Below are 21,974 nucleotides of genomic sequence, written 5' to 3'. Positions count from 1 at the left end.
GCCTCAGCGCAGTAATGAGCATTGTCTTAGTATCGTTTTCAGAGAAAGTGGTAGTAAGAGATATTGTTGCTATCATTTTCTGGCCCCACCGAAGGGCAGGTTATGTTTCAGTTGGCAAGTTAATTTGATAGATGCGTGGGCTTTTCCTGGTAGTAGTACGTAAAGCCTCCGTTTCCGCCCATCCGCAGGGTGAAAACGGCGGCTTCCTTTGGTTTCGAACCTATCCAAACCAGGGTTTCTCAGCAGCGTCCAACGTCCCGTCGTGCTTTGCCATGTTCAGCCACTGGTCGACATACTCCTGGAACTCGTCATCACCCAGAGGCAGCAGGTAGGCCTTCTGCGAGAAGTTGAAAGGCTTGTCCGGGTGAACCGCGCAGAGCTCTGGATGCTCATGGGCAACCCAACGGGTTTCCGAGGCATCAGTGGTCATGACATCTGCGCGTCCAGCGATGATCTCGTCAAAGATCTTGTTGTTGTCTTCAAAACGGATGATCTCGCCCTTGGGGTAGTTGGCGTCAGCGAACTTCTCGTTGGTTCCGCCGATCGGCGTAATGGATCGGACCCCCGGCTGGTTGATTTCCTTGATGGTGTCGTACTTGTCCACGTTTTCACACAGGGTGATCGGCGTCTTGCCCTCATCCAAGGTCGCTTCGCTGTAATAGGCCTGCTGGGAGCGCTCAAGGGAAATCGACACCCCGCCCACCGCGATGTCGCACTTGGACGTGAAGTCCGGCATCAGGTCTTTCCACGTGGTCTGAATGAACTCGGGTTCCACCTCAAGTGACTTCGCCAGATTCTTGGCCATGTCGATATCAATGCCGGACCATTCGCCTGATTCTGGATCAAGGTAGGTGAAGGGACGGTAATCACCGGTGGTGCAGACCTTGAGCTTGCCGGACTCGCTGACGCTGGCCAGGCGCGAGCCGGTGTTCTGGGCGGTTTGGCCGCCATTGTCTTCTTCTTGGGCGGGCGCGGAACACCCCGAGACGAATAGGACCGCACCCAGGGAAAGCAGGGATGCGGAGCGGATGAAGGACGAGATCTTCTTTGAACGGTCGGTCATAGCCAACAAACCTATAAGCACCCTCGCCAGAGGCACAAGAACTTGGGCGTATCTTACGCGCAGGCCAGCTAGCCAGCTGCAGTGGCCGCAGCAGTGATATCCAGTGCAGCGACGAGGTCCTTGCTGTGCTGGTGCTCCGCGTAAGTCAAGAAATCGTTGAGCGGACGATGCTCAACGAGCTCGCCCTCATAGAACACCGCCACATCATCACTGGCATAGCGGATCACGTCCATGTCATGGGAGATGACCACAAGACTCAGCCCCATCTTGTCCCGCAGCTCCAGCAGCAGATCCAGAATGTGGCGTTGGGCTACCGAGTCCAAGGCGGAGGTTGATTCATCACAGATCAACACCTGGGGATTCGTGAGCAATGCGCGGGCGATAGCCAGGCGCTGCAGCTGTCCACCCGAGCACTGGCCCGGCCGGCGCTCCAGCAATCCTTCGGGCAATCCCACTTGGGACATGGCCTGAGTCATGCGCTCCCTGGCCTGCTCGACGGGTAGCCGGTGCACCGCTGCGCTCATGCTGGTGCGGATGGCTAGCTTGGGGTCAAAGGACGAATAGGGTTCCTGGGCAATCACCTGAACGCGTGTGGCAGCGTCACCGTTGTGCTCGGTGATGATGCGCCCGGTGGTTGGCTGTTCCAACCCGGCCAGCAGTCGGGCAAAGGTGCTCTTGCCAGAACCAGAACGGCCCACAACACCTAGCACCTGGCCACCGTGCAGGCACAAGCTGGTTGGCTTCAGTGCGGCTTGTCCCTTGGCCCGGCGAGTGTAGTTCTTGCTCGCCTCCACCGCTTCCAAGAGGCAGCCGGAAGTTTCGGTGCGTGGTTCTCGCGGTGCCGGAAGCGCCGCTTCAACCAGCTCGCGGGTTTTGGCATGGCGGTCCTTGGAGAAAATCTGCGCCGTGGGGCACTGGTCCACGATCTGCCCATCACTGACCACCACCACGCGATCGGCAATGTGCTGGATGCTGGCGATGTCATGGGTAATGAACAAGACGCCAACCCCGCGTTCTTGCTGCTTGCGACGCAAGAGCTGCAAGACCTCGGCCTTGAGAATCGAGTCCAGCGAGGAAGTTGGTTCATCGGCCAGGATGAATTCGGGGTCAGCGGCCAATGCGATAGCCAGCATGGCCCGCTGCGCCATGCCGCCGGACAGCTGATCCGGACGCTTGCCGGCAACCTGGGCGGCCGGGAAGAGGCCCACTTCTTCGAGCAATGCGAGTACCCGCGGTTCATGCTGCCGTGCCTTGCCCCAGCCGTGGGCGCCCATGGCTTCGAGCAGGTGGGCGCGAATGGTCATGCGGGGGTTCATGACCCGTTTGGGCTGCTGGAAGAGCATGCTGATGCGCCGGCCGCGGACCTGGTCCATGGCCTTGTCGCCGAGCTGGTCCAGGCGCTGGCCATCGAGCAAGACCTGCCCCTCGGCTTGCAGCTGTTCCGGCAACAGGCCCATGATCGCTTTGGTCAGCAGTGTCTTGCCTGAGCCGGAACGGCCAACTACCGCCACCAATTCGCCAGAACGCAGTGCGCCACGCGCCTTGGAGAGCAAAAGCTTCTGCCCGGAACTGACCGACAGGTCAATGAATTCAAGTTCTTTAGCCATGGATTTCCGCCTTGGGCTCGCTATCCAGAACGTCGTCTCCACCCAATACATGGGTAATGCGGTTCCCCAAAAGTGTCACGCAGAAGCTGACCAGGAAGATGGCGGCTCCCGGAGCGATCAGGCCCCACGGGGAACGGATGGCATGGGGCTGGGCCTCGGCCAGCATGGATCCCCAGTCGGACTGCGGCGGCTGGACGCCGATGCCGAGGTAGGACAGCGAGCCGAGCAAGACCAGCAGCAATCCAAAACGCAGGGCAGCCTGGGCCAGCACCGGACCGGCCACAAAGGGCAGGACGTGGTGGCGCAAGATGAACCAGCGCGAAGCCCCGACGTGCTTGGATGCTTCCACGTGGTGGGTGGAGAGAACCTGGGCCGCCATGGACCGCACCAAGCGTGCGGTGGGGGTCCATGCGACCACGCCCACCGAGAGCACCATGGTGAAGAAGCCGGGACCCGTGACCGCGATGATCAGCAGGGCAATGACAATTTCGGGCAAGGCCAACAGCAAGTCGTTGACGCGCAAGAAAATCTCGTCTAGCCATCCGCCACGCAACGCACTGAGCAAGCCCAAGATGGTGCCAACCAGCAGCGAGAACAGCGTGGTGATCAAAGCGACGGACAGCGAGAACTGTCCGCCGTGCAGTACGCGGCTCAAGGTGTCGCGGCCCAGGGCGTCGGTGCCCAGCAGGTGAACCATGTTGGGTCCTTGCAAACGGTCTGCAAGGGACTGCGCGTCAGGATCATAGGGAGAGATCAAGGGGGCTGCAATGGTCACGATGACCACCGCCAGCAAGATGAACGCAGGAGCGGAGAGAAGAATCCTTGAAGCGGATCTCTTAGCCATGTCGAACTCCGATTCTCACGTTGGGGTCGCTGAGCTTGTGGATCAGGTCAATGATTCCGGTGACCAGCACCGCGCAGGTCACCACAACCACCACGCCACCTTGGGCTACAGGGATATCCGCGTCGGTAATGGCATCAAAAATCAGCCGGCCCATGCCAGGAATGGCAAAGATGACCTCGACAATGACTGAGCCGCCCAGCAACCCGGCAAACCACACACCCACCATGGTCCACAGCGGCAGCAAGCCATGGGGAACGACGTGGCGAGCCAATGCCTGGGTGCGGCTCAAGCCGCGGGCGCGCGCTGCGAGCACGTGTTCGGAGTCCAAGGCCTGGCGCACTCCGGAGCGCACCGCAACGGTGAAGAAGCTGATGGGGCGCAAGGCCAAGATGAAGACCGGGAGCACCAGGGAAGCGGGGGAGACATAGCCGGCCGAAGGCAGCAAGGCCCAGCGAACGGCAAAGAGCAGGACCAGCAACGGGGCCAACGCATATTCGGGAATGGCGATGAGCGCATGGGTGATCGAGGTGATCAGCTTGTCGGGCCATAGTCCGGCTCGGGTGGCTGAAATGACGCCCAAAAGAATCGATACAAGGATGGCTGCCAGCAAGGCGCTGCCCGCCAGCGACAGGGTGACGCCGATGGCCGGCAATACCTGGTCTGCTACCGGGGTGCCGCTGATATGGGACAGGCCCATGTCGCCAGTGAAGAATCGTCCCAGCCACCGCCCGAACTGCACCAGCATCGGGTCGTGCAGGCCAAATTGCTCAGCGTAGGCCTGGACCGTCGCCTCATCAGCTTCGCCAAAATCCATTCTTGCGCGCAGCAAGGACCGCACGGGGTCCCCGGGAGAGACGAAGGGGACAAGGAAGACCGCGAAGGAGGAAAGCAGAACTGCTGCGCCGAGTCCAACGACCCGGCGCAGCACGGTGGCTAGTGGTGACACGCTATTTGGTTTTCGCCAGGTCCTTGGTCATCACATAACGGGTCAGCGGGTCCTGGACATAGCCCTGGACCTTGGAGCCCACGCCGTCGATGGCCTGCTCATTGACCAGCCAAACATTCACGGCATCCTTGGCAAGGATGTCTCCGGCCTGGCGGTAGAGATCATTGCGCTTGTCCTGGTCCTTCTCAACCTGCGCCTGGCCCACCAGCTTGTCGTAGTCCTTGTTGCAGTAGTGGCTCAGATTGTATCCGCCCTCGCAGGTGTAGTCGGCCTGCAGGAAGCCGATGGGATCAGCGATGTCGATCATCCGGTTGCGCTGGCTGAGGATCATGTCGTACTTGCCGGCCAGCACATCTGGCTCCACCGCGCCGTAGGACTTGGTGACGACGTTGGCCTTCAAGCCGATCTGCTTGAATTGCTCCTGGATGATGGCACCCACGCCAGCGAATTCGGCGCGCTCGGTGATCGCGATGATGTCCAGCGGCTTGTCCTGCTTGTAGCCGGAGGCTTCTACCAGCTTCTTGGCTTCCTCGATATTCACCTGGGGCACGGCCAGATCCGGGTTGGCCCACGGCTCGCTTGGCGCAAAGGGACCGGTGGCAGGCTGGGCGGCGCCTTCATAGATGCTGGCGGCCATGGCTGGCAGATCCAAGGCCATGGTGGCTGCCTTGCGCAGGTCCGCGTTGTCGAAAGGAGCGCGCGAGTTGTTCAGGTACAGGGTCGAGGTGCGAGGCGAGTCGGCCTTGAGCACGCTGACCTTGTTGTCGGCTTCCAGTGTGGCCAGGCTGGTGGCCGGGATGGACATGGAAATGTCCGCCTCGCCGGTCTGCACCTGGGTGGCGCGGGTGGCGCCCTCGGTGATGTAGCGGATTTCGCCGCCGGCCAGCTTCACCTCTCCATCCCAGTAATTCTCATTGCGGTCCAAGGTCAGGGACTGCCCGGCCTTTTCCGAGACCGGGGCAAAGGGCCCGGTGCAGTGGTTCATCGGGTCGATGCCCTGATCGGTGTACGCGGCAGGGGAGAGCACGCCAGCGTTCACGCTCGCCATCCGGTATGGGAGCAGCGGATCCGCGGCCGGGGTGGTGACGCGCACGGTGTCGGCATCAACGGCCTCGACCTTCTTGATGGTCTTGGGGTTCACTGCACGTGCCGGCGCAGTGGCTTCAAGGACGTGATTCAGCGACGCGGCTACAGCTTTGGCATCAAATGCGGTGCCATCCTGGAACTTCACGTTCTTGCGCAGCTCGAAGTCCCACACGGTATCCGAGGTCTGCTTCCAAGAAGTGGCGAGCATCGGCTCGACCTTCTTCTCGGTTTGGTCATACTTTGTCAGGGTTTCCAGGCAACCGGCGATAGAGAGCACATAGGCATCATCGCTTTCCAGGGCCCAGTTGGACACCGGGGCGCGGAAGTTTGCTACGACTACCCGGGCCTCCGAGTCTGCTGCTGCGTCCGGGGCGGGGGTAGCGGTGGAGCTGCAAGATGTCAGTACGAGGGCAAGGGCCGCAAATCCTGCGGCTGCGCTCAGTCGTCCAAGGTTCATGGAAATCCTTCGGCAATACGTGATGAATTGGCATCTAATGTATTAGGGCCTTGGTAAGCGTATCCTAATTTGAGTCATTTCCCGGAGGCCATGAACCAGGCGAGATGGGATGGAGCGCCAAGGGAAATTTCGTTTTTTCACTTACGCATGCTGAGTAGTGGAAAGTTGATGTCAATTGTGGAAGTTCTGAAGGCACTTTGCGTTTTGTGTCGCACTTCATGCGATATGGGTGCGCAACAAGCGGTCGCGGACCACTCGGGAACCAATCCATGAGGCCAACAGCAATGGAATGACCAGGACCAGCCACGGCACGAAGGCCGGTACCGATGAATCCTGGGATTGGGACAGCAACCAGCCGAACAGCAGATTCCCCAGGAGCACGGCCAGGCCGCCGCAACTGGAGAGCAAGCCGAAATAGGAGCCGGTGGCATTGCCGGCGGCGAATTTTGGGACAAGTCCGAGCGCCGTGGGGTGCACGCTCAGATGGCCCAGAGTCATCAACGTGACGGCGCAGAGAATCCGCAGAGGGGACGCATCGCCACCGAATGCCGATGGGGGAATGAAAGCGAGCACAAAGAATCCTGAGGCGCTGAGGAGATAGCCCGCACGCAGTGTCGAGGCTGCGCCGATTCGCCCGGCAAGCCAGGAAACGGGCAGCTGCAGGCCCAGCGTCAGGATGGAGATCCAGGCGAAAATGAGCCCCAGCCATTGGGTCGGCATATCGTGGCGCTGCAACTCCAGGGGGATGGCCAGATACAGCTGGTTATAGGCCAGCAGGTCCGAGGCATGCAGTGCGCAGAATGCCACGAACCCTCGGTCCTTCAGGCACCGGCGCAGGCCGCCGCGCGGCTTGGTGTGCTGTGCGCGGGAGCTGGCCGCTGTTGGCGTGGCGCTCGCCGGCACGGGCTGGCGCAAGGTGATGGCCAAGAAGATCCCGATCGCCACAAAGAAGACGGCGCCGAACCCTGCCACGGTGGAAAAACCCCAGTTCCACAGGGCCGAACCCACCAACGGCCCGGTGACGGCGCCGATTTCTCCGGTGATGCTCAGCCAGGCAAACAAGGTGGCCCGGCGAACCTGCTGGTGCTGTTCTTGTTCCCGTGCGGTTTGCGCGGCGGCCACCAGGATGTTCAGCCCCGGGGAGAACAATGCCCCGCCGAATCCGGTAAGCAAGGTACCGAGGATGAACATCCACAGCACCGGGGCATCGCCCCACAAGGAGGCGGCCAGGGTGAGGAAACCGGCTGCGCGCACGGCACAGCCAATGAGGATCATGGTGCGGGCGCCATAGCGGTCGGCCAGGGTGCCGCCAGCCAGGAACAGGCCCTGCTGGGCAAAGGTCCGGATGCCCAGAATCAGTCCGACGGCCGAGGACGCCAGCAGGAAGTCATCGGAGAGGACTACCGCGAGGAAGGGCACCACGGCGTAGAACCCGATATTGAATAGCGTTTGGGTTCCCAGCAAAACCGGGATTCTGGAACGTGGTGGCGCCATGGGCGCGGACTGCGGAGAACTCATGAACTATGGCGAGCGATCTGTCGACGGGAAAACCCCGGGGTGGCACCTGCCCAGGCAGGAGGAGGCAAGACTGCAATTTTATCCAATGCAGGGGCCGTTTCCCCGATGGCGTGGCTATTGTTGCTGGCCCGTGCCGGTCCCGTCGGTGCCGCTGGCTGGTCCGAGGAATCGGGTGACCGTGTGCAGAACCCGCTCGGCCGAGTCCAGCTCGCATTCCCAGACTGTCATGGATTCCCAGCCCAGTGCGAGCAAATCGCGGCGATTGCGCTGGTCCCTGGCCTGGTTCCCGTCCAGCTTTGGATTCCAATACCCGGTGTTGGACGAGGGCCGCCGGCGGCCCACGGGGCAATCATGCCCGTGCCAGAAGCAGCCATCCACGAAAACAGCCTTGCGCTTGGCAGTGAAAACCAGATCTGGGGATCCCGGCAGCCTGCCTCCGCGAAGCCGGATCTCCGGATGGTCCTTGCGCATGGACTCCAGCAGGCCATCGGGCAGCGCGCCATGGAGCCGATACCGGTATCCAGAGGCATGCAGTAAACGGCGCAGGACTAGTTCCGGCCCGGTATTCTTGCTCCGGATCCGCGACATGAGCTGCGAACGCTGCTGCGCCGACATGATGTCCATGCTCCATGGTGCGCCCGTGGTTGAACCGGATTCAAGCCGCCTCGGCAGCCTTGGCCGGCATCTGCCAGCTAGGCGATGGCCTCCGGTGCCTTAGCCGGGACCTTGCTCCTTGGCTCCTCCACTGCGAAGACGCAAACGATCATTCCTGCCGCTGCGGCTGCCACAGGCAGCACCGATGGGAGGAAGAGGCCAGCCGCAATGAGGGCCACCCCGAGAAGGAAGACGGAATTCCGGGCAGCCGAGAGCTGCCGGCGCAGAACCAGCAGCCAGACGCCTGCGGCAAAGAGCGCCACTGGAACATTCAAAGTGGCCGCCGCCGCGATGCCTGAAATTTCAGATTCCCCTGCCGCCAGGTCGATGGCCACTTCAACACCTGCGGAGAAGGCGCCAGCCGCCGCGAAGATGAAGTAGTGGGAGTACCCGTACGTCAACGAGGAACGCAGCGAGTGGATCAGATGATGGTGGCTTCGCGCGAAATAGATCCACCACATGCCCGCGGCGATGACCAGCCCGCAGGCGGCGATGATCATCAGCAGGCTCAGGTGCTCAATGGAGTGGAGGCTTTCAACCACGGCATTGGCCGAGGCCAGGATCGATTCACCGAGCAGGATGAGCGTGAACAGGCCGTAGCGCTCGGTGATGTGATGCGGATGCCACGGGGTGTGCTGATGGGACTCTGCCCATGCCGGCACCGAGATTTCTGCGAGCATCAGCACGAAGAAGCCAATGAATCCCGCCGTTTCGGGCAGCAGGATCCTGAGCAGCCAGGCGACCTGCACCAGCGTGATGCCCACCGCGTAGCGGATCGCTGTGGTGCGCAGTTCGGTAGCGCTCTTGGCCACCCGTATCCACTGGGCAACCAGTGCCAGGCGCATGATCGCGTAGCCGAAGGTGATGACCGTGAAATCGTGGTCTTCCATCGCCTGGGCCGCCCCGGAGGCAAGCACCAGGACCCCGGCCATCTGGACGAAGGTGAGCACGCGGTAGAGCCAGTCATCGGTATCGAAGGATGTGGCAAGCCAGCTGAAATTCATCCATGACCACCAGATGGCAAAGAAGACCATGAGGTAGCCGATGACCCCGGCTCCCAGGTGGTCTTCTGCTGCCATGTGGTGCAACTGCACCGAAGCGAATGACACAGCGACTACGAAGACCAGATCGAAGAAGAGTTCCAGCGGGCTGGCCGCGCGATGGGGTTCTTTTGGATTGCGGGGCAGCATGGGCTGCAAGAACCGCGGGGATGGTGAATTCACGATGTCGACTTTCCGATTTGGGCAGCGCTTGAGCGACCGTCGGCGTGGCTTGGTTTCTCTTTGATTCTAGTGATCCTCCGCGGGGTTGACGGGAATCTGGTTTCTCGGGCGTTCGTGGCTTCCGGCGGGAAGTCGCTAGCCAAACTGTCGGTGTGCCAATCTAGGCTGGGGGCAGGTTCAAGAGTTGCGGCGCTAAGTACCTGGCTGGCCGCACGGCAACCCTGTTTCAGCGAGCGGGGTGCCCCAGGGGAAGAACCGTTCCGAGGCAACTGTCATCGGTTCAGTTAGCGGCGCGGCCCGTCCAGTAATCGGCACGGGCTCGGCCGCTCTCACGCTAGGCGTATCCTCCGCGGCTCATCAGCCATTTATCGGCAAGCATGTGAGCGACTTCCAAAGGTGGAAGAAAGTACTAAGCGGCGAAGGCGCCAGCGATAGCAAACCCACGCTTGCGACCGCCAGATTTGAGCACACTGGCGACGGACGGGCTCTAGTGTCCAATACCGCTGGTGAAGGCCAAGGGGCGGACCTGGTGGTCCGCCCCTTGATTTTGAAATCGAAACTAGTGGTCCCTAGTTAGCACCTTCCAGTTCTTCCAAAGCCATCTGCGATGGCTGGTGCTTGAATCCCTTGGTGGTGAGTGCCAGAATAATCGCTCCGATCACCAGCCAGATGGATCCGATGACCACGGCGTGCACATCAAGCTGGGTGAGCAGGAACCCGATGACCAGGACGCCAATGGCGGGGCACAGGAGGTAGAGCAGCGTGTTGAGCTTGTTGCCGGCACGGCGCTGCCGATCCCAGTAAACGATGACCGAAACGTTGACCATGATGAAGGCGATAAAGGCACCGAAGTTGATGAATGAGGTCGAGGTGGCCACATCCATGAACATCGCAATCAGGCCAACCACGGCGATGGCCAGGATGGAAAAGACCGGGGTGCTGAACCGTTCGTTGAGCTTGCCAAAGATCTTCCGTGGAAGAACTCCGTCGCGACCCATCGCGTAGAGCAGCCGGCTGCCGGCTGCCTGGGCTGCAATGCCCGAGGTGAACTGGGCGATGACCAGGGCGGCCAGGAAGATCGCGCCGAAGAGGTTGCCGCCGATATGCTGTGCGATCTCAAATCCGGCAGCGTCAGAGTTTTCAAAGACTCCGCCCGGGTTCACCAGCTGCACCGTGTAGGCCACGACAACAAAGATGCCGCCGCCAATCAGCGCAATCAGCATGATCGCCTTGGGCACGGTGCGGCGGGGCTCCACGGTTTCTTCGGTCAGCGTGGTGACCGCATCAAAACCGAGGAAGGAATACGCGGCGATGGCAGCTCCGGCTGCGATCCCGGCGGGGGTCGCGCCGATCCCGGTGAAAGGCGTAGCGCTCACCAAGGCGCCTGCGCCGTGGTCACCGGAAACGCTGGCTATGGAGAGAATTACGAAGAACACGATGACCAGGATCTGGAATGACATCAACACCAGATTCACCCGGTCGGCCACCTTGATGCCGATGATGTTCAAGATCGTGGTCAGCACGATGAACCCGAGAATCCACGCCGGCATGGGCACCGCCGGGAATTGGGCCTGCAGGTAGGATCCGCCGATCAGCCAGATGACCATGGGCAGGAACAGGTAGTCGAGCATGGTGGCCCAGCCGACCAGGAATCCGACCCGTCCATCGATGGTTTTGCGCACGTAGGTATAGGCGGAGCCAGCTACCGGGTAGGCGGCAGCCATCCGGCCATAGCTGTTCGCGGTGAAGAGCATGGCCAGCAAGGCGATCACGTAGGCGCTGGCGCTGGCGCCACCGGTTTCAGAAGCAATGACCCCGAAAATGCCCAGGACAATCAAGGGAGTCAGGTAGGCCAATCCGAAAATAACCAAGGACGGCAATTTCAGGGTGCGAGTGAGTGCAGGGGTGGAAGACATGGAAAACTCCGTCGTTTTCTAAGAGCGATGTTTAGGTTGCTGCGGGGCCCAGCGCGCTGGATCAAGTTCGCCGTTGTAGAGCGGAAGCTTGATCGAGGCATCGCCGGGATGGAATTGCGACCAGACGCGGTTGGTGCCAGCGGTGCCGTGCTCGCGGACCCTTTGCACTGCCGCCGGATCAATGCGAACCACCAGGGTGTCTTCGCCGAGACCGGCTTCGCCGAGGACCATGCCCTCGGGATCCACGGCGATGCTTCGTCCGCGTCCTATCGGGGAGGCGCAATTGACGCTGAGCATGTAGACCTGGTTCACGATGGCATTGGCGCGGGCCAGGACCAGCTCTTGTTCGCGGTCTTCGCTGGTGGTCTTCACGATATTCAAGATGGCGTTGGCGCCCATCCATGCAAGGTGGCGCGAGTGCTCGGGGAACCATGCGTCGTAGCAGATGGACAGGCCGACGGCCCCAGCGCCGGGCACCTTGGCCACGACAAATTCTGTGCCCGGCTGGTGCGGCTCGAAAGGGCGCCACGGGAACATCTTGCGATAGCTGGCAACGAGGGTGCCATCCGGGGCGAAAAGCAATTGGGTATTGCGGAATCCTCCGTCGGCGTCGCGCTCGCCGATGCTTCCCGGGCAAAGCCAGATCTGATGTTCTGCGGCGATGGCGCCGAGGGCGGCGACGAACGGATCATCGAGCGATACGGCGGCTGCTTCCAGGGCCGCGCTGCGTTCTTCAACCGGCAGGTGCTCTGTACCCTGCAGATGCAATTCCGGGTAGACCAGCATCTGCAAGGGGCCGTAGGTCTCCAGGGTCTTGGCGACATCATCGGCAAAAAGCTGGAGCGGATCCTCCAAGGGCAATGGGACCCGCTGGGCCAGGCCTGCGGTAATCATGTGGGGCATCGTGAGCTGCTTTCGAAAAACCTATAACTGATCAATATGAACAGTTATTCAAATGTATGTGACGCAGCCGATAGACTCAATACATGACGGCGAAAAATATTTCGGGGCTAACCCACGCCGAAGAGCGAGAAATCGACCGGCTGCTCCATGCGGCACCCGGCGCTGCGGCAGTAACCCGCTTGTCAGCCGTGGAAACCGTCAGGGCGAGAATTCTGCTCTCGGTGGAGCATGGACTGCTGGTTCCGGGCGGAAAACTTCCCGGTACCGAATTGATCGCTGCCGGCCTTGAAGTCAGTGTGATCACCGCGCGCCGCGGTTTGGAAAGCCTGGTTGAAGATGGCGTGCTGGAGCGCCGCAGGGGGCGAAACGGTGGCACCTTCGTGGCCCAGGCGCCGCCCGAACTCAACGATGTTGCTGTGCAAGCTTTCCATGATGACGTGCCAGAGGTGCTGCGCTTGATAGACCAGCGAAGCCTGATGGAAAGCGCCATCGTCGCTCAAGCGGCCTTGAATGCCACCGAAGCCCAATGCCAGCAGCTGGAAGAACTGATTCGGCTCTCTGCCAGCGCAGCCAACTGGCATGAGCACCATATTCCGGATACCAAGTTCCATCGCCTGGTAGCCGAGATCAGCGCACTGCCTGAAGTTCCCACCTATTTGTCCAGCTATGAATCCTTGCTCAAGTATTTTGTTCCCTACCCCCAGGAGAAGCTCAACGAGGGGCGAGGGCATCACCAGCAACTCGTGGAGGCCTTCCGCAAGCGGGATCCGCTGGCGGCGATCGCGGTCACCAGGGAACATGTGGATGCTTTGCGGAGGGAAATGTTCTTCGGGCTTCACGCTGAACCGCCGGCTGAATAGGGCAAACCGGTTAGCGGCCAGCTATTCGTCACGTAGGTGGCGATACCTACCGTCAATGAAAGCAAGAGATAGGATCACACCATGATCCGTGCTTTCTTTTTCCTTGGTGTGGGGTTAATAGCCGGTGGCTTCATTGGCAGCTATATTGGCGAACCGGGAGCTGGTGCATGGGGCATCGGGTTCGGAATTCCGGTAGCGTCCATGGCCCTGGTGTTCTGGCTTGTCAGCCGTACCTTGCGAGGGATCCATCCAGATAACCCGGTGATGGCAAAAATGGCCGTGCAAGCCGGGCGGGTGGGCATGGCCCGTGTTGAGCATGTCGGAGAAACCGGTACTCGAATCAACGAGCGGCCGCTTTGCGACATTGAGCTAACCGTGCAACCACGACATGGGCAGCCCTTCCGGACGAAATTTCGCAGAGTCCTGAACTTTCAAGCGAACGTTGCCCTGACGCCCGGCTCGGTGCATCCGGTGGCCATCTTGATCGAGGGGGAGCCGGATGTCAGCTTCCTCAAACCCGAGGAACTGAGCGATCCCGGCTTGCTGAAGCTGCCAATCCCTTCTGCTGCTTCCGCCGGAGAAGTGCGCATTCCAAAATCGGGGAGACTGCGACCCAACGGGACGCGGACCAAGCCATTGATCGGAACCAGCAAGCGATGGTTCCCGCTGCGCGCGGTGCTGTATCTCGTCATGATCTGCGTTGGTGCTGTTATCGTGCTGCTGCCGATGCGCGGTGCAGTGGAACTAAGCGTCGAATCCAAGGAACTCACCGGCTCCTGGATACCCGACATGAGAACAGAACCAGGGGTGAGTGCTGCGCTCAACGCCCTGGAGCAGAAGGTCGGACATGACCGGGTCAGCCGGGTGAGCCTGTACAAGGACTTTGTTCTCATCGATGCCCCGGTGGGGCCAGGCACGCTGAACACCGATAGCTGGCAGTTCCGCGGCGGGAAACTGACCAGTAGCGGACCTGCTTCCACCCAGCCTGAATCCGAAGAGGAACTCTTCAGGATCCCTGATGTCCACTGGCAGGCCTATTGGCCTGCCGTGCAGTCCGTCAGCTCTGGACTGGACAAAACAATTACCGATGACATCGGAATCTTCTCGGAACGGGAGACAAATTCTGATCTTGGCGACGATTCATTCATGCAGCACACCGGGGATGTTATTGCCCGATTCACCGTCGATGAACCGTATTCTTCCATCGCCTACACAATGGACGGACAGGGTGAAAATATCTCCGATGACTGACTCTCAAGACTTGAAGCCGCGTAACCGCCTGGCTTGCTGGCTGTCCATCCTGCTGGACACCTGGGTTCGAATCGAAGTCGAATAGTTCCACCTAAGCGAGACGGTGGAACTATTCGACCGTTTCGGCAGGCATCGGAAAGAAGCTCCGGCAATAGACCGCGGCGCTACCCGAGGGGCATCTCCATGGACTGCTGGGTCTCTGGGGTGAAGACCGGAACGGCGTTGGCCACGGCGCTGTACTTCCAATAGCGCGCCCTGAACGACAACATCCCTTGCCCCTCGGATTGATCGAACAAAGCGCGTGTCCGGGTATTCCGGGGCAGCTCGTCGACAATTTCCAAGGCAGCATTGGGAGGCGAGACATGGATGAAGCGCAATGTCTCGCACGGCGTGTCCAACATAGCCACGAGAACCGGGCAATTGTGGACGGAGACCAGAGCCATGACATCTTCTGCAGGCTCATGGGGTTGTGCAATGATCACGGGCATGCCTTGAGCCCATCCGTACCGGCTGAGATGGCGACGACCATCTCGTGATCCCAGAAGTTCCGCGACGCGTTCAGCAGTTTTCGACCTGACGATACGTCCTGGCATTATTACTACCTCCACTTTGCTCGTAACTTTCGAGTGAATCCCCACAAGTCACGCCACTTCCAATCTTGCGCAATGCCCCGTCATGCAGGCAAGGTTCGCCATCGAGAGGAAACAGAGTGTACCTCCAATCTAATTCACCCGGGCAGTGGGCGAGATGGGCGGCAAATGGCTCACAGCGTTCTCTCAGCTTTTGTGGTGGTTGAATAAGATTTTTCGACTTTACTAGTTGATGACTATATTTTCAGCAAGTCAGGCCGATCTGCTCGATTCATGTGGCTCGTCGGCCCTCAAAGCGTTCTAAGTCCAAGCTTGCTCGCCCATCTGCCAGCGATTGGTGGGAAAAGGATGGGAATGCATCGTCTTGCGGGGTGGGCAAGCAGGCAAGATGTAGGGTGTCAGAATCCAGCGCCCCGTGGTAACGGGCATCCGCGGAGGATTTTGCCCTTCGCTGAATCCACAAGGCGGATCACTCAACTGAATAGCGGCAGGCACCGCGCCGAGCCTGGCTAATCCATCCGGAGAACGCGAGGGCGGCTGAAGTCTCGAGTATCACCAGGGAGGCATGAAATGAGCACTTTTGGCATAGAAGAAGAATTCTTCTTGTTCGATGGCGAAACAGGGCTGCCTGCTGATTCAGCAGGGGAGCAGTTTCGGCATGTCTTGGATATCCGACGTGATGGCGAAGTGCAGAATGAATTCTTGGCGTGCCAGATAGAGCACGCCAGCTCCATATGCCATGACCGGGAACAGGCTTTGGAAGAATTAGCCGGTTTCCGCAGGGACCTGGCGGCACAAGCGGCTTCTCTTCAGCTGCTGGTCGGCGGAGTGGGGACGGCGCCGATGGCTGCACCATGGCCCCCGGAACTCACCGATAATGAGCGGTACCGTCAGATCGGGAATTTCCTTTCCGGAATCGCCACGGAGCATTACGTCTGTGGCTTGCACGTACACGTTTCCATCCCTGATCCGCAATCGGGCGTCATGGCGCTCAATTTCCTGCGCGGCTGGCTGCCCTTCCTATGCGCGCTGGGCGCGAATTCTCCATATTGGAAGGGTGCGGACAGCAACTTTTCATCGTGGCGGACGATTCATAGCCGGCAGTGGTCAGTGCAGGGAATTCCGCCATATTTCAAGGATTACGAGGACTATTCCGCGAGGCTCGAAAGGATCAACGGAATGCCGGCCGTGCCCGATTCGGGCCATATTGGATGGGCGGCGAGGCTTTCGGACAAGTACCCAACGATTGAGGTCCGCGTTGCTGATTCGCAGTTGCGGGCACAAGACTCGGTATTGCTCGCGGTGCTGATGCGCGGGCTGGTGGATACCGCGGTGGCGGGGAAGCATCCTCCCGCCGAGTACCTGCCGGAGATCATGGACCTGTCATTGTGGCAGAGCGCCAAGCATGGAACCAGCGGAGCGCAGGTGGACACGGAAACGGGACGCTTTGCCAGCGTGGAAGATTTGGCCGGCAGGATGCTGCGGCTCATTGAACATGCCTTGAAAGCTCATGGAGATTACGAATTTGCAGTGATCTCCCTGAGAAACCTGCTGGAGGCCGGCAACGGCGCGGTGCGGCAACGGGCGGCTTTCGACCAAGGAGGCATTTTGCATCTGCTGGCCAACGCCCACGCTGAAATGCAGGTGTAGGCAGGCTGCATCGCGAGGCCCGCCCCTCCTTCGAAGTGTTGGGGCGCCAGGCAGGTGTCAAACGCCAGCAGGCCCCTGCCGGAGTGGGTCCGGCAGGGGCCTGCTGAAAGTGGTTTCTAGACGGCGAGGGAGTCGCGAAGGCGTGCCACGTGTCCTTGGGCATCCACGCCGTATTCGATTTGGCGTATGGTGCCATCCGCGTTGATGACTGCTGTCGAGCGGAGGGTTCCCACCATGGTTCTCTCGCCGAAGGTCTTTTCTCCGTAGGAGCCGTAAGCGATAGCAACTTCATTGTCAGGATCGGAGAGCAACGGGAAATTCAGCGATTCTTTGCTGGCGAAAGCAGCAATTTCTTCGGGTGCGTCCGGGGAGATGCCTAGCACGGAGTAGCCCGCAGCCTGCAGCGAGTTGAGGTTGTCGCGGAAATCGCAGGCCTCTGTGGTGCAGCCAGGGGTTGCGGCCTTGGGGTAGAAGTACACGATGACATTCTGGCCGGAGTAGTCCGACAACGAAATGGTGGCTCCCGTGGAATCCTTCAGCGAGAACGAAGGAGCAGGCTGGCCGGGGGTCAGTGGGGAAGAATGAGAAGCCATGAGCATCAACTTTCGTATAGTGATAATTTATTTTCATTCTAAGTGATGGGAGGCGTTGATTGCCAGAGCCCTGGCGAGCTTGCCTGCCTCGAATTAAACACCACGCGAGTAGACGTTCAGTCCGCTGGGACAGGTCCAAGAAGGAAAGATCAACCATTAGCGCGGCTGAGCTTCTGCGCCCTACCGCGCGGATGGTGCTGGGTCGGCGCTATGGCGCGCACGTTGAAGCTGCCGATGCTGGCCTCTCCGCCCTCGCCCGACTGCTCTTCCGTATCTCCAAGACTGCCGAACTTTCCAGGGTTGCGCTTGTCGGCCGTTGCGGCGCTCCTTTCGCCAGCTCTCCTGCGGCTTCCGGAAGCCGACTCTGGGACGACGGCTACGTCCTACGGGTCTGCAGCATAACGAGAACTGCGTGGGTCCCGGGATGAGGGCATTAGACAGCCGAGGCCTTGTCCTCAAGTGATCGTGTCCATCGCTTGGCCAGCGCCTGGATCGCCGCAGCGCTGGCTCCGGAGATCACCGCGAAAGACAGCACCTTGCCCAAGGCCGCTTGCTGCTGTTCCTCAGGATGCGCCACGGATGGCGGCTGCTCGCCTGTTGCCTTCTTCCAGGCGCTGGCGACCAACTTGGCCCCAAGCCATCCCGCTCCCAGCGAGAGGACTGACCCAAAGATCTTGGCTAGAGTTTTCATTCCATTCTCCTATCTTGTTTCGATGATCGAGGTGGATTCCCACCGGACCTCGTGCGGTTCCTTGTCCTCGCGCAAGCCTCGCCACACCGGGTGGCGCAGCAGCCCGGTGCCGGTCAACTCGCTGTAGCGCACCTCGCCCACGAGCTTGGGGCTGGTCCAGTGGGCATCGCGGCGGTGCGCCGCCGGGATGTCCTTGGCAGGAGGAGTCTTGCGCCCCAGCTTTTCAAGCCGATGGCGTATCGCGGTGAGCTGGGCATCGCTGAATCCGCTGCCCACCCGGCCCGCGTAGCGCAGCCCATCGCGCCCCGGGACGGCCAGCAGCAGCGAAGCGAAGCTGCTGCTTCGTGCGCCGAGGCCTTTACGCCAGCCGATGACAATGACTTCCTGGTGGATTTCGTGCTTGAGCTTGATCCAGCTCCCGTTGCGGCTTCCGGGCTCGTACAACGACGCGCAATCCTTGGCGACTACGCCTTCCAGGCCGATGTCCTGGCTGATCCGCACGGCTTCGGCAACCGTGCCGTGGTAGGCCGGAGGGATCTTGGCGCTTTGATGCTCGAGCGTGAGGGAATCCAAGCGGCGGCGGCGTTCGGCATAGGGCAGGCCGGTGAGGTCCTCGGGTCTGCCGGACGCTGAAGGCAGCTGCAGCGCATCGAAGAGCAGGTACTGGATGCTGATGGCGCGGGCTTGCCGGGTCTGCTTCTTGCGCATCGCGGCGACGTAGCGTTGAAGCAAGGAGAAATCCGGCCTGCCCGCCTCATTCAATGCCACGATTTCGCCATCGACCACCGAACCGTCTGGCAACAGGCACCCCAGTTCTGCCAATCCCGGAAAATCAGCGCCCAGTTCGTGGCCATTGCGGCTGAATAATGAGAGCGTTCCGCCTCTGGCAACGCCGATGGCACGGTAGCCATCCCATTTCATCTCAAAGCTCCAGTCCTGCGTGCTGGAAATGTCCTCGGCGGTACCTGCGGTGGCGAGCATCGGTCGTGGCGGCCGCCGGGACAGGTATGCCGCGGCCTGGACAGGTTCTGAGGCCAGATCATCCGTTGCAGTGTCCGCGGCGGGCTGGTCCTTGGCCAGCTGCAACAGCCAGTTGTTCTTCCCTCCCATACCCGGTGCGTGGACCAGCACGAAACGCCGGGGAATAGCGCCGAGCCCACCCCCGGGCTTGCCCTGGAGTACCGCAATGACTTCCTTGCCTTCACGCCACTTTTCAATCCTGCAGGTGCCCGCATCCCAGATGGCCACTTCACCGGCGCCGTATTGACCCTTGGGGATCCTCCCTTCGAAGCTCCCATAGGACAGGGGATGATCCTCGGTCATCACGGCCAGCCGCTGGATCCCGGATTCCAGCGGCGGCCCCTTGGGTACCGCCCAGGAAACCAGCACCCCGTCGTGCTCTAGGCGGAAATCCCAGTGCAGCCGGCGGGCATGATGTTCCTGGATGACAAAACTCGACCCTGAATCCGCACTCTGGCTGCTGCCGGTTCGTCCTGCGGTGGCGGTTTGCCGGGGTACCGGCTCCGGGGTCTGCAATGCATCGCGCTTGGAACGATAGACGGCCAGCCGGTCGGGATCTTCCCTGGCCGATTCGCCGGCGGCCAGCGGAGCCAGCGGGTCGATCCCGTCCTGCAGCCGGTCCAGGACTTCGGGGTACTCCAGCTGCTCCAGCCCGGTGGCCTCGACTTCCTGCCAGGTCCGGGGCGCGGCGACGGTGGGCCGGGAGCGGCCGCGCAACGAGTAGGGGCAGACGGTAGTTTTCGCTGCATTGTTCTGGCTCCAGTCAACCAGCACCTTGTTCTCCCTCAGGGAGCGCTTCATGCTGGAGACCACCAGCTGCGGATGGTCCTTTTGCAGCGCGCTGGCCAGCTCCTTGGCCACTTCGCTGATCTGGTCCGAGCTGTATTTTCCATCCAGGCCCGCATACAGGTGAATGCCTTTGGAACCGGAGGTCACCGGGATACTGGGCAACTTCATGCCCTCGAGGATTTCCCGGCAGATCAAGGCGACTTCCGCGCACTGCTCCAATCCGGTTCCCGGGCCGGGATCCAGATCCAGGACCAGGCGATCCGGGTTGGCAGGGTCCAGGGAGGAATCGAAACGCCACTGGGGCACATGGATTTCCAAGGCGGCCACTTGGGCTATCCATGCCAGCACGGCTTCGTCATTGACCATCGGATAGGTATTGGCGTGGGTCTTGTGCTCAAGTTTGGCGCGGGGGATCCAGTGGGGCGCGGACTCTTCCAGATCCTTGCGGAAGAAGACCTTCCCGGGTTCCGCGGCGGTGCCGACCCCGTCCACCCAGCGCTTGCGCGTGGCAGGCCGCCAAGCTGCGTGCGGCAAGAGGGCCGGGGCAACCTGCTGGAAGTAGTCCATCACCTCGCCTTTGGTGGTTCCGGTGGCCGGATACAGGACCTTGTCCAAGTTGCTGACCTTGAGGGTGCGTCCAGCGACCTCTACAAATTGCTCCTTGCGTGCCATACCAGTCCTCCGCTTGGGGTGTGCAGCCCAATCTTCCGGGGCTGGAGCAGATAAGCCAGCGTTCCAAGCAAGCTTTGTGCTTGGTGCCGAAGCTTGGGAGACCCTGCCAATATGCCTTGGGCCGTGACGGTCCTGGGCATCTGATGCTTCACTGGCTCCATGCGAGCTATCTGGACTGGATCAATTGCCTTCGGGCTGGTGAACGTCCCGGTCAAGGCGTACGGCGCCACCGAGGACCACGACATCGACCTGCACCAGGTCCATGACAAGGACGGCGGGAGGATCCGCTACGAGCGCCGCTGCGAAGTCTGCGCGAAGAAGATCGCCTATAAGGACCTGGACAAGGCCTTCGAAGATGGCGAACGGACCATCGTGCTCACTGATGAGGAGATGGAGGAGCTGCCTGCGGAGAAAAGCCGCGAAATCGAAGTGGTCCAGTTCGTTCCGGCGGACCAGATCGATCCCTTGATGCTGGAGAAAGGCTACTATCTGCAAGCCGATTCCACATCGCCCAAGGCCTACGAATTGTTGCGGCGCACCCTGCAAGACACCGAGAAGCTGGCCGTGGTGCGTTTCGCCCTGCGCCAGAAGACCCGGCTGGGGATCTTGCGGGTGCGCTCCACGACGATGGTGTTGCAAGCGGTCATGTGGGCAGACGAGTTGCGTGATGCAGAGGCGCTGGCACCGGAGAAGTCACCTCGGATCAGCGAGCAAGAGCTGAAGATGTCGTCCAGCCTGGTGGAGCAGTACAGCGGGGATTTCACGCCGAATCAATTCCAGGACGACTACCAGGTCCAGCTCAAGAAACTGATTGAAGCGAAAATCGAACAAGGAGAGCAGCTGGATACCGAAGCGACCTTCGGAGAGCCGGAAACTTCCGAAGGGTCCGGCGAGGTCATCGATCTGATGGAAGCGCTCAAACGCAGCATCGACGGGCGCAAGGCAAAGACCCCGAACAAGGCATCCACGGAGGGGAAAACCTCAGCTATGAAGAAGGCCTCCAAGAAAGGGCAGGCGAAGAAAACGGAGACGAAGAAATCGGCTTCGTCCTCATCGGGCAAGAAGAAGGCCTCCGGCTAAGCGGGGAACTGCGGTACATTATTCGAATCCCGTATGGATGAAGGCGTACGGGAAAGTTCCACGAAAAACATGCGCGCCGGAACCGGGGCCAGCAAGCCGTCCGCGCCACACCGGATATCCAAGGCAGGGACAACATGAGATTTCGGCATTTGACTATCGACTGCGTTGAACCGTACGCCCTGGCGGTCTATTGGAGCCAGCTGACCGGTTGGCCTATCTCGGAGGTTGATGTTCCAGGTGATTCAGAGGTGCTCATCGAGGCCCCCGCTCCGCTGCCGGGCTTGTTGTTCATCAGGGTGCCTGAAGCGAAATCGGTGAAAAACCGGGTGCACATTGACTGGCAGCCCACCGGCCGCAGCCGAGATGACGAGGTGGAGCGTGCGGTGTCCCGGGGCGCGTCGATCCATGAAGACCACCGTTCAGCAGATGGACGCGGGTGGGTGACCCTGCATGATCCCGAAGGGAACGAATTCTGCATAGAGCGGAGCGAAACCGAATTGGCTCGTTGACGCGGGTTGGCCCTTGCCTATCGCGCTTCGGATAGCGAGATTCTCTCGACTA

Annotated in this window: 19 protein-coding genes and 1 riboswitch; of the genes, 5 read left to right on the top strand and 14 right to left on the bottom strand. The window is 60.7% G+C overall.

Going from position 1 to position 21,974, the window contains the following annotated elements; genetic code table 11:
- Nucleotides 1-220: 220 nt before the first annotated feature.
- From AOZ07_RS15875 to AOZ07_RS15830, 10 genes are all read right to left on the bottom strand, one after another.
- A complete protein-coding gene (locus AOZ07_RS15875; protein ID WP_194943703.1) occupies nucleotides 221-1,063 on the bottom strand; it encodes a transporter substrate-binding domain-containing protein in 843 nt (280 codons plus the stop codon).
- 68 nt (nucleotides 1,064-1,131) lie between these two features.
- Nucleotides 1,132-2,670: an ABC transporter ATP-binding protein gene (locus AOZ07_RS15870; RefSeq protein WP_060702870.1), complete on the bottom strand. Its 1,539-nt coding sequence runs from the start codon at nucleotides 2,668-2,670 to the stop codon at nucleotides 1,132-1,134.
- Complete coding sequence (locus AOZ07_RS15865; protein WP_060702869.1) at nucleotides 2,663-3,514, bottom strand: ABC transporter permease; 852 nt, start codon at nucleotides 3,512-3,514, stop codon at nucleotides 2,663-2,665. Before AOZ07_RS15865 ends, AOZ07_RS15870 begins: the two co-directional genes overlap by 8 nt.
- Nucleotides 3,507-4,460, bottom strand: coding sequence for an ABC transporter permease (locus AOZ07_RS15860; RefSeq protein ID WP_060702868.1), 954 nt, complete (start codon nucleotides 4,458-4,460; stop codon nucleotides 3,507-3,509). Before AOZ07_RS15860 ends, AOZ07_RS15865 begins: the two co-directional genes overlap by 8 nt.
- A gap of 1 nt (nucleotide 4,461) precedes the next feature.
- A complete protein-coding gene (locus AOZ07_RS15855; protein WP_060702867.1) occupies nucleotides 4,462-6,003 on the bottom strand; it encodes an ABC transporter substrate-binding protein in 1,542 nt (513 codons plus the stop codon).
- Between the two features lie 216 nt (nucleotides 6,004-6,219).
- A complete protein-coding gene (locus tag AOZ07_RS15850) occupies nucleotides 6,220-7,467 on the bottom strand; it encodes an MFS transporter (protein ID WP_194943702.1) in 1,248 nt (415 codons plus the stop codon).
- Nucleotides 7,468-7,635: 168 nt separating this feature from the next.
- Nucleotides 7,636-8,145 (bottom strand): very short patch repair endonuclease, encoded by a 510-nt coding sequence (locus AOZ07_RS15845; protein ID WP_075972521.1) that lies wholly within the window; start codon nucleotides 8,143-8,145, stop codon nucleotides 7,636-7,638.
- Nucleotides 8,146-8,213: 68 nt separating this feature from the next.
- Complete coding sequence (locus AOZ07_RS15840; protein ID WP_236995211.1) at nucleotides 8,214-9,398, bottom strand: low temperature requirement protein A; 1,185 nt, start codon at nucleotides 9,396-9,398, stop codon at nucleotides 8,214-8,216.
- Between the two features lie 175 nt (nucleotides 9,399-9,573).
- Nucleotides 9,574-9,690, top strand: a riboswitch (SAM riboswitch).
- A 277-nt stretch (nucleotides 9,691-9,967) separates the two neighbouring features.
- Nucleotides 9,968-11,314: an APC family permease gene (locus AOZ07_RS15835; protein WP_060702864.1), complete on the bottom strand. Its 1,347-nt coding sequence runs from the start codon at nucleotides 11,312-11,314 to the stop codon at nucleotides 9,968-9,970.
- 18 nt (nucleotides 11,315-11,332) lie between these two features.
- Nucleotides 11,333-12,217 carry a carbon-nitrogen hydrolase family protein gene (locus AOZ07_RS15830; protein ID WP_060702863.1) on the bottom strand — a complete coding sequence of 295 codons (885 nt, stop codon included), beginning with the start codon at nucleotides 12,215-12,217 and terminating at the stop codon, nucleotides 11,333-11,335.
- Nucleotides 12,218-12,300: 83 nt separating this feature from the next.
- On the opposite strand from AOZ07_RS15830, the gene AOZ07_RS15825 reads away from it, so the two are divergent.
- Together AOZ07_RS15825 and AOZ07_RS15820 are read left to right on the top strand one after the other, a co-directional pair.
- Nucleotides 12,301-13,077: a FadR/GntR family transcriptional regulator gene (locus AOZ07_RS15825; RefSeq protein WP_084793304.1), complete on the top strand. Its 777-nt coding sequence runs from the start codon at nucleotides 12,301-12,303 to the stop codon at nucleotides 13,075-13,077.
- An 81-nt stretch (nucleotides 13,078-13,158) separates the two neighbouring features.
- Nucleotides 13,159-14,328: a hypothetical protein gene (locus tag AOZ07_RS15820; protein ID WP_060702862.1), complete on the top strand. Its 1,170-nt coding sequence runs from the start codon at nucleotides 13,159-13,161 to the stop codon at nucleotides 14,326-14,328.
- Between the two features lie 164 nt (nucleotides 14,329-14,492).
- Here the strand turns inward: AOZ07_RS15820 and AOZ07_RS15815 are convergent, their stop codons facing one another.
- A complete protein-coding gene (locus tag AOZ07_RS15815; protein ID WP_236995210.1) occupies nucleotides 14,493-14,810 on the bottom strand; it encodes a hypothetical protein in 318 nt (105 codons plus the stop codon).
- A 678-nt stretch (nucleotides 14,811-15,488) separates the two neighbouring features.
- On the opposite strand from AOZ07_RS15815, the gene AOZ07_RS15810 reads away from it, so the two are divergent.
- Nucleotides 15,489-16,568 (top strand): carboxylate-amine ligase, encoded by a 1,080-nt coding sequence (locus tag AOZ07_RS15810; protein WP_060702860.1) that lies wholly within the window; start codon nucleotides 15,489-15,491, stop codon nucleotides 16,566-16,568.
- 116 nt (nucleotides 16,569-16,684) lie between these two features.
- Here AOZ07_RS15810 and bcp read toward each other — a convergent pair whose 3' ends face one another.
- The 3 genes from bcp to AOZ07_RS15795 form a co-directional block, all read right to left on the bottom strand.
- On the bottom strand, nucleotides 16,685-17,161 hold the full coding sequence (gene bcp / locus AOZ07_RS15805) for a thioredoxin-dependent thiol peroxidase (protein WP_060703515.1): 477 nt from the start codon (nucleotides 17,159-17,161) through the stop codon (nucleotides 16,685-16,687).
- Nucleotides 17,162-17,594: 433 nt separating this feature from the next.
- The gene (locus AOZ07_RS15800; RefSeq protein ID WP_060702859.1) at nucleotides 17,595-17,852 is read right to left on the bottom strand and encodes a DUF4235 domain-containing protein; all 258 of its coding nucleotides are present in this window, start codon (nucleotides 17,850-17,852) and stop codon (nucleotides 17,595-17,597) included.
- A 9-nt stretch (nucleotides 17,853-17,861) separates the two neighbouring features.
- Nucleotides 17,862-20,333 carry an ATP-dependent DNA ligase gene (locus AOZ07_RS15795; RefSeq protein ID WP_060702858.1) on the bottom strand — a complete coding sequence of 824 codons (2,472 nt, stop codon included), beginning with the start codon at nucleotides 20,331-20,333 and terminating at the stop codon, nucleotides 17,862-17,864.
- 159 nt (nucleotides 20,334-20,492) lie between these two features.
- Between AOZ07_RS15795 and ku the strand changes: the two genes are divergently transcribed.
- Together ku and AOZ07_RS15785 are read left to right on the top strand one after the other, a co-directional pair.
- The gene (gene ku / locus AOZ07_RS15790) at nucleotides 20,493-21,413 is read left to right on the top strand and encodes a non-homologous end joining protein Ku (protein WP_060702857.1); all 921 of its coding nucleotides are present in this window, start codon (nucleotides 20,493-20,495) and stop codon (nucleotides 21,411-21,413) included.
- 134 nt (nucleotides 21,414-21,547) lie between these two features.
- Nucleotides 21,548-21,922: a VOC family protein gene (locus AOZ07_RS15785; protein ID WP_060702856.1), complete on the top strand. Its 375-nt coding sequence runs from the start codon at nucleotides 21,548-21,550 to the stop codon at nucleotides 21,920-21,922.
- Nucleotides 21,923-21,974 lie beyond the last annotated feature (52 nt).

It is taken from the genome of Glutamicibacter halophytocola (assembly GCF_001302565.1).
Lineage (GTDB): Bacteria > Actinomycetota > Actinomycetes > Actinomycetales > Micrococcaceae > Glutamicibacter > Glutamicibacter halophytocola.
This window is presented reverse-complemented; position numbering and strand designations above follow the sequence as displayed.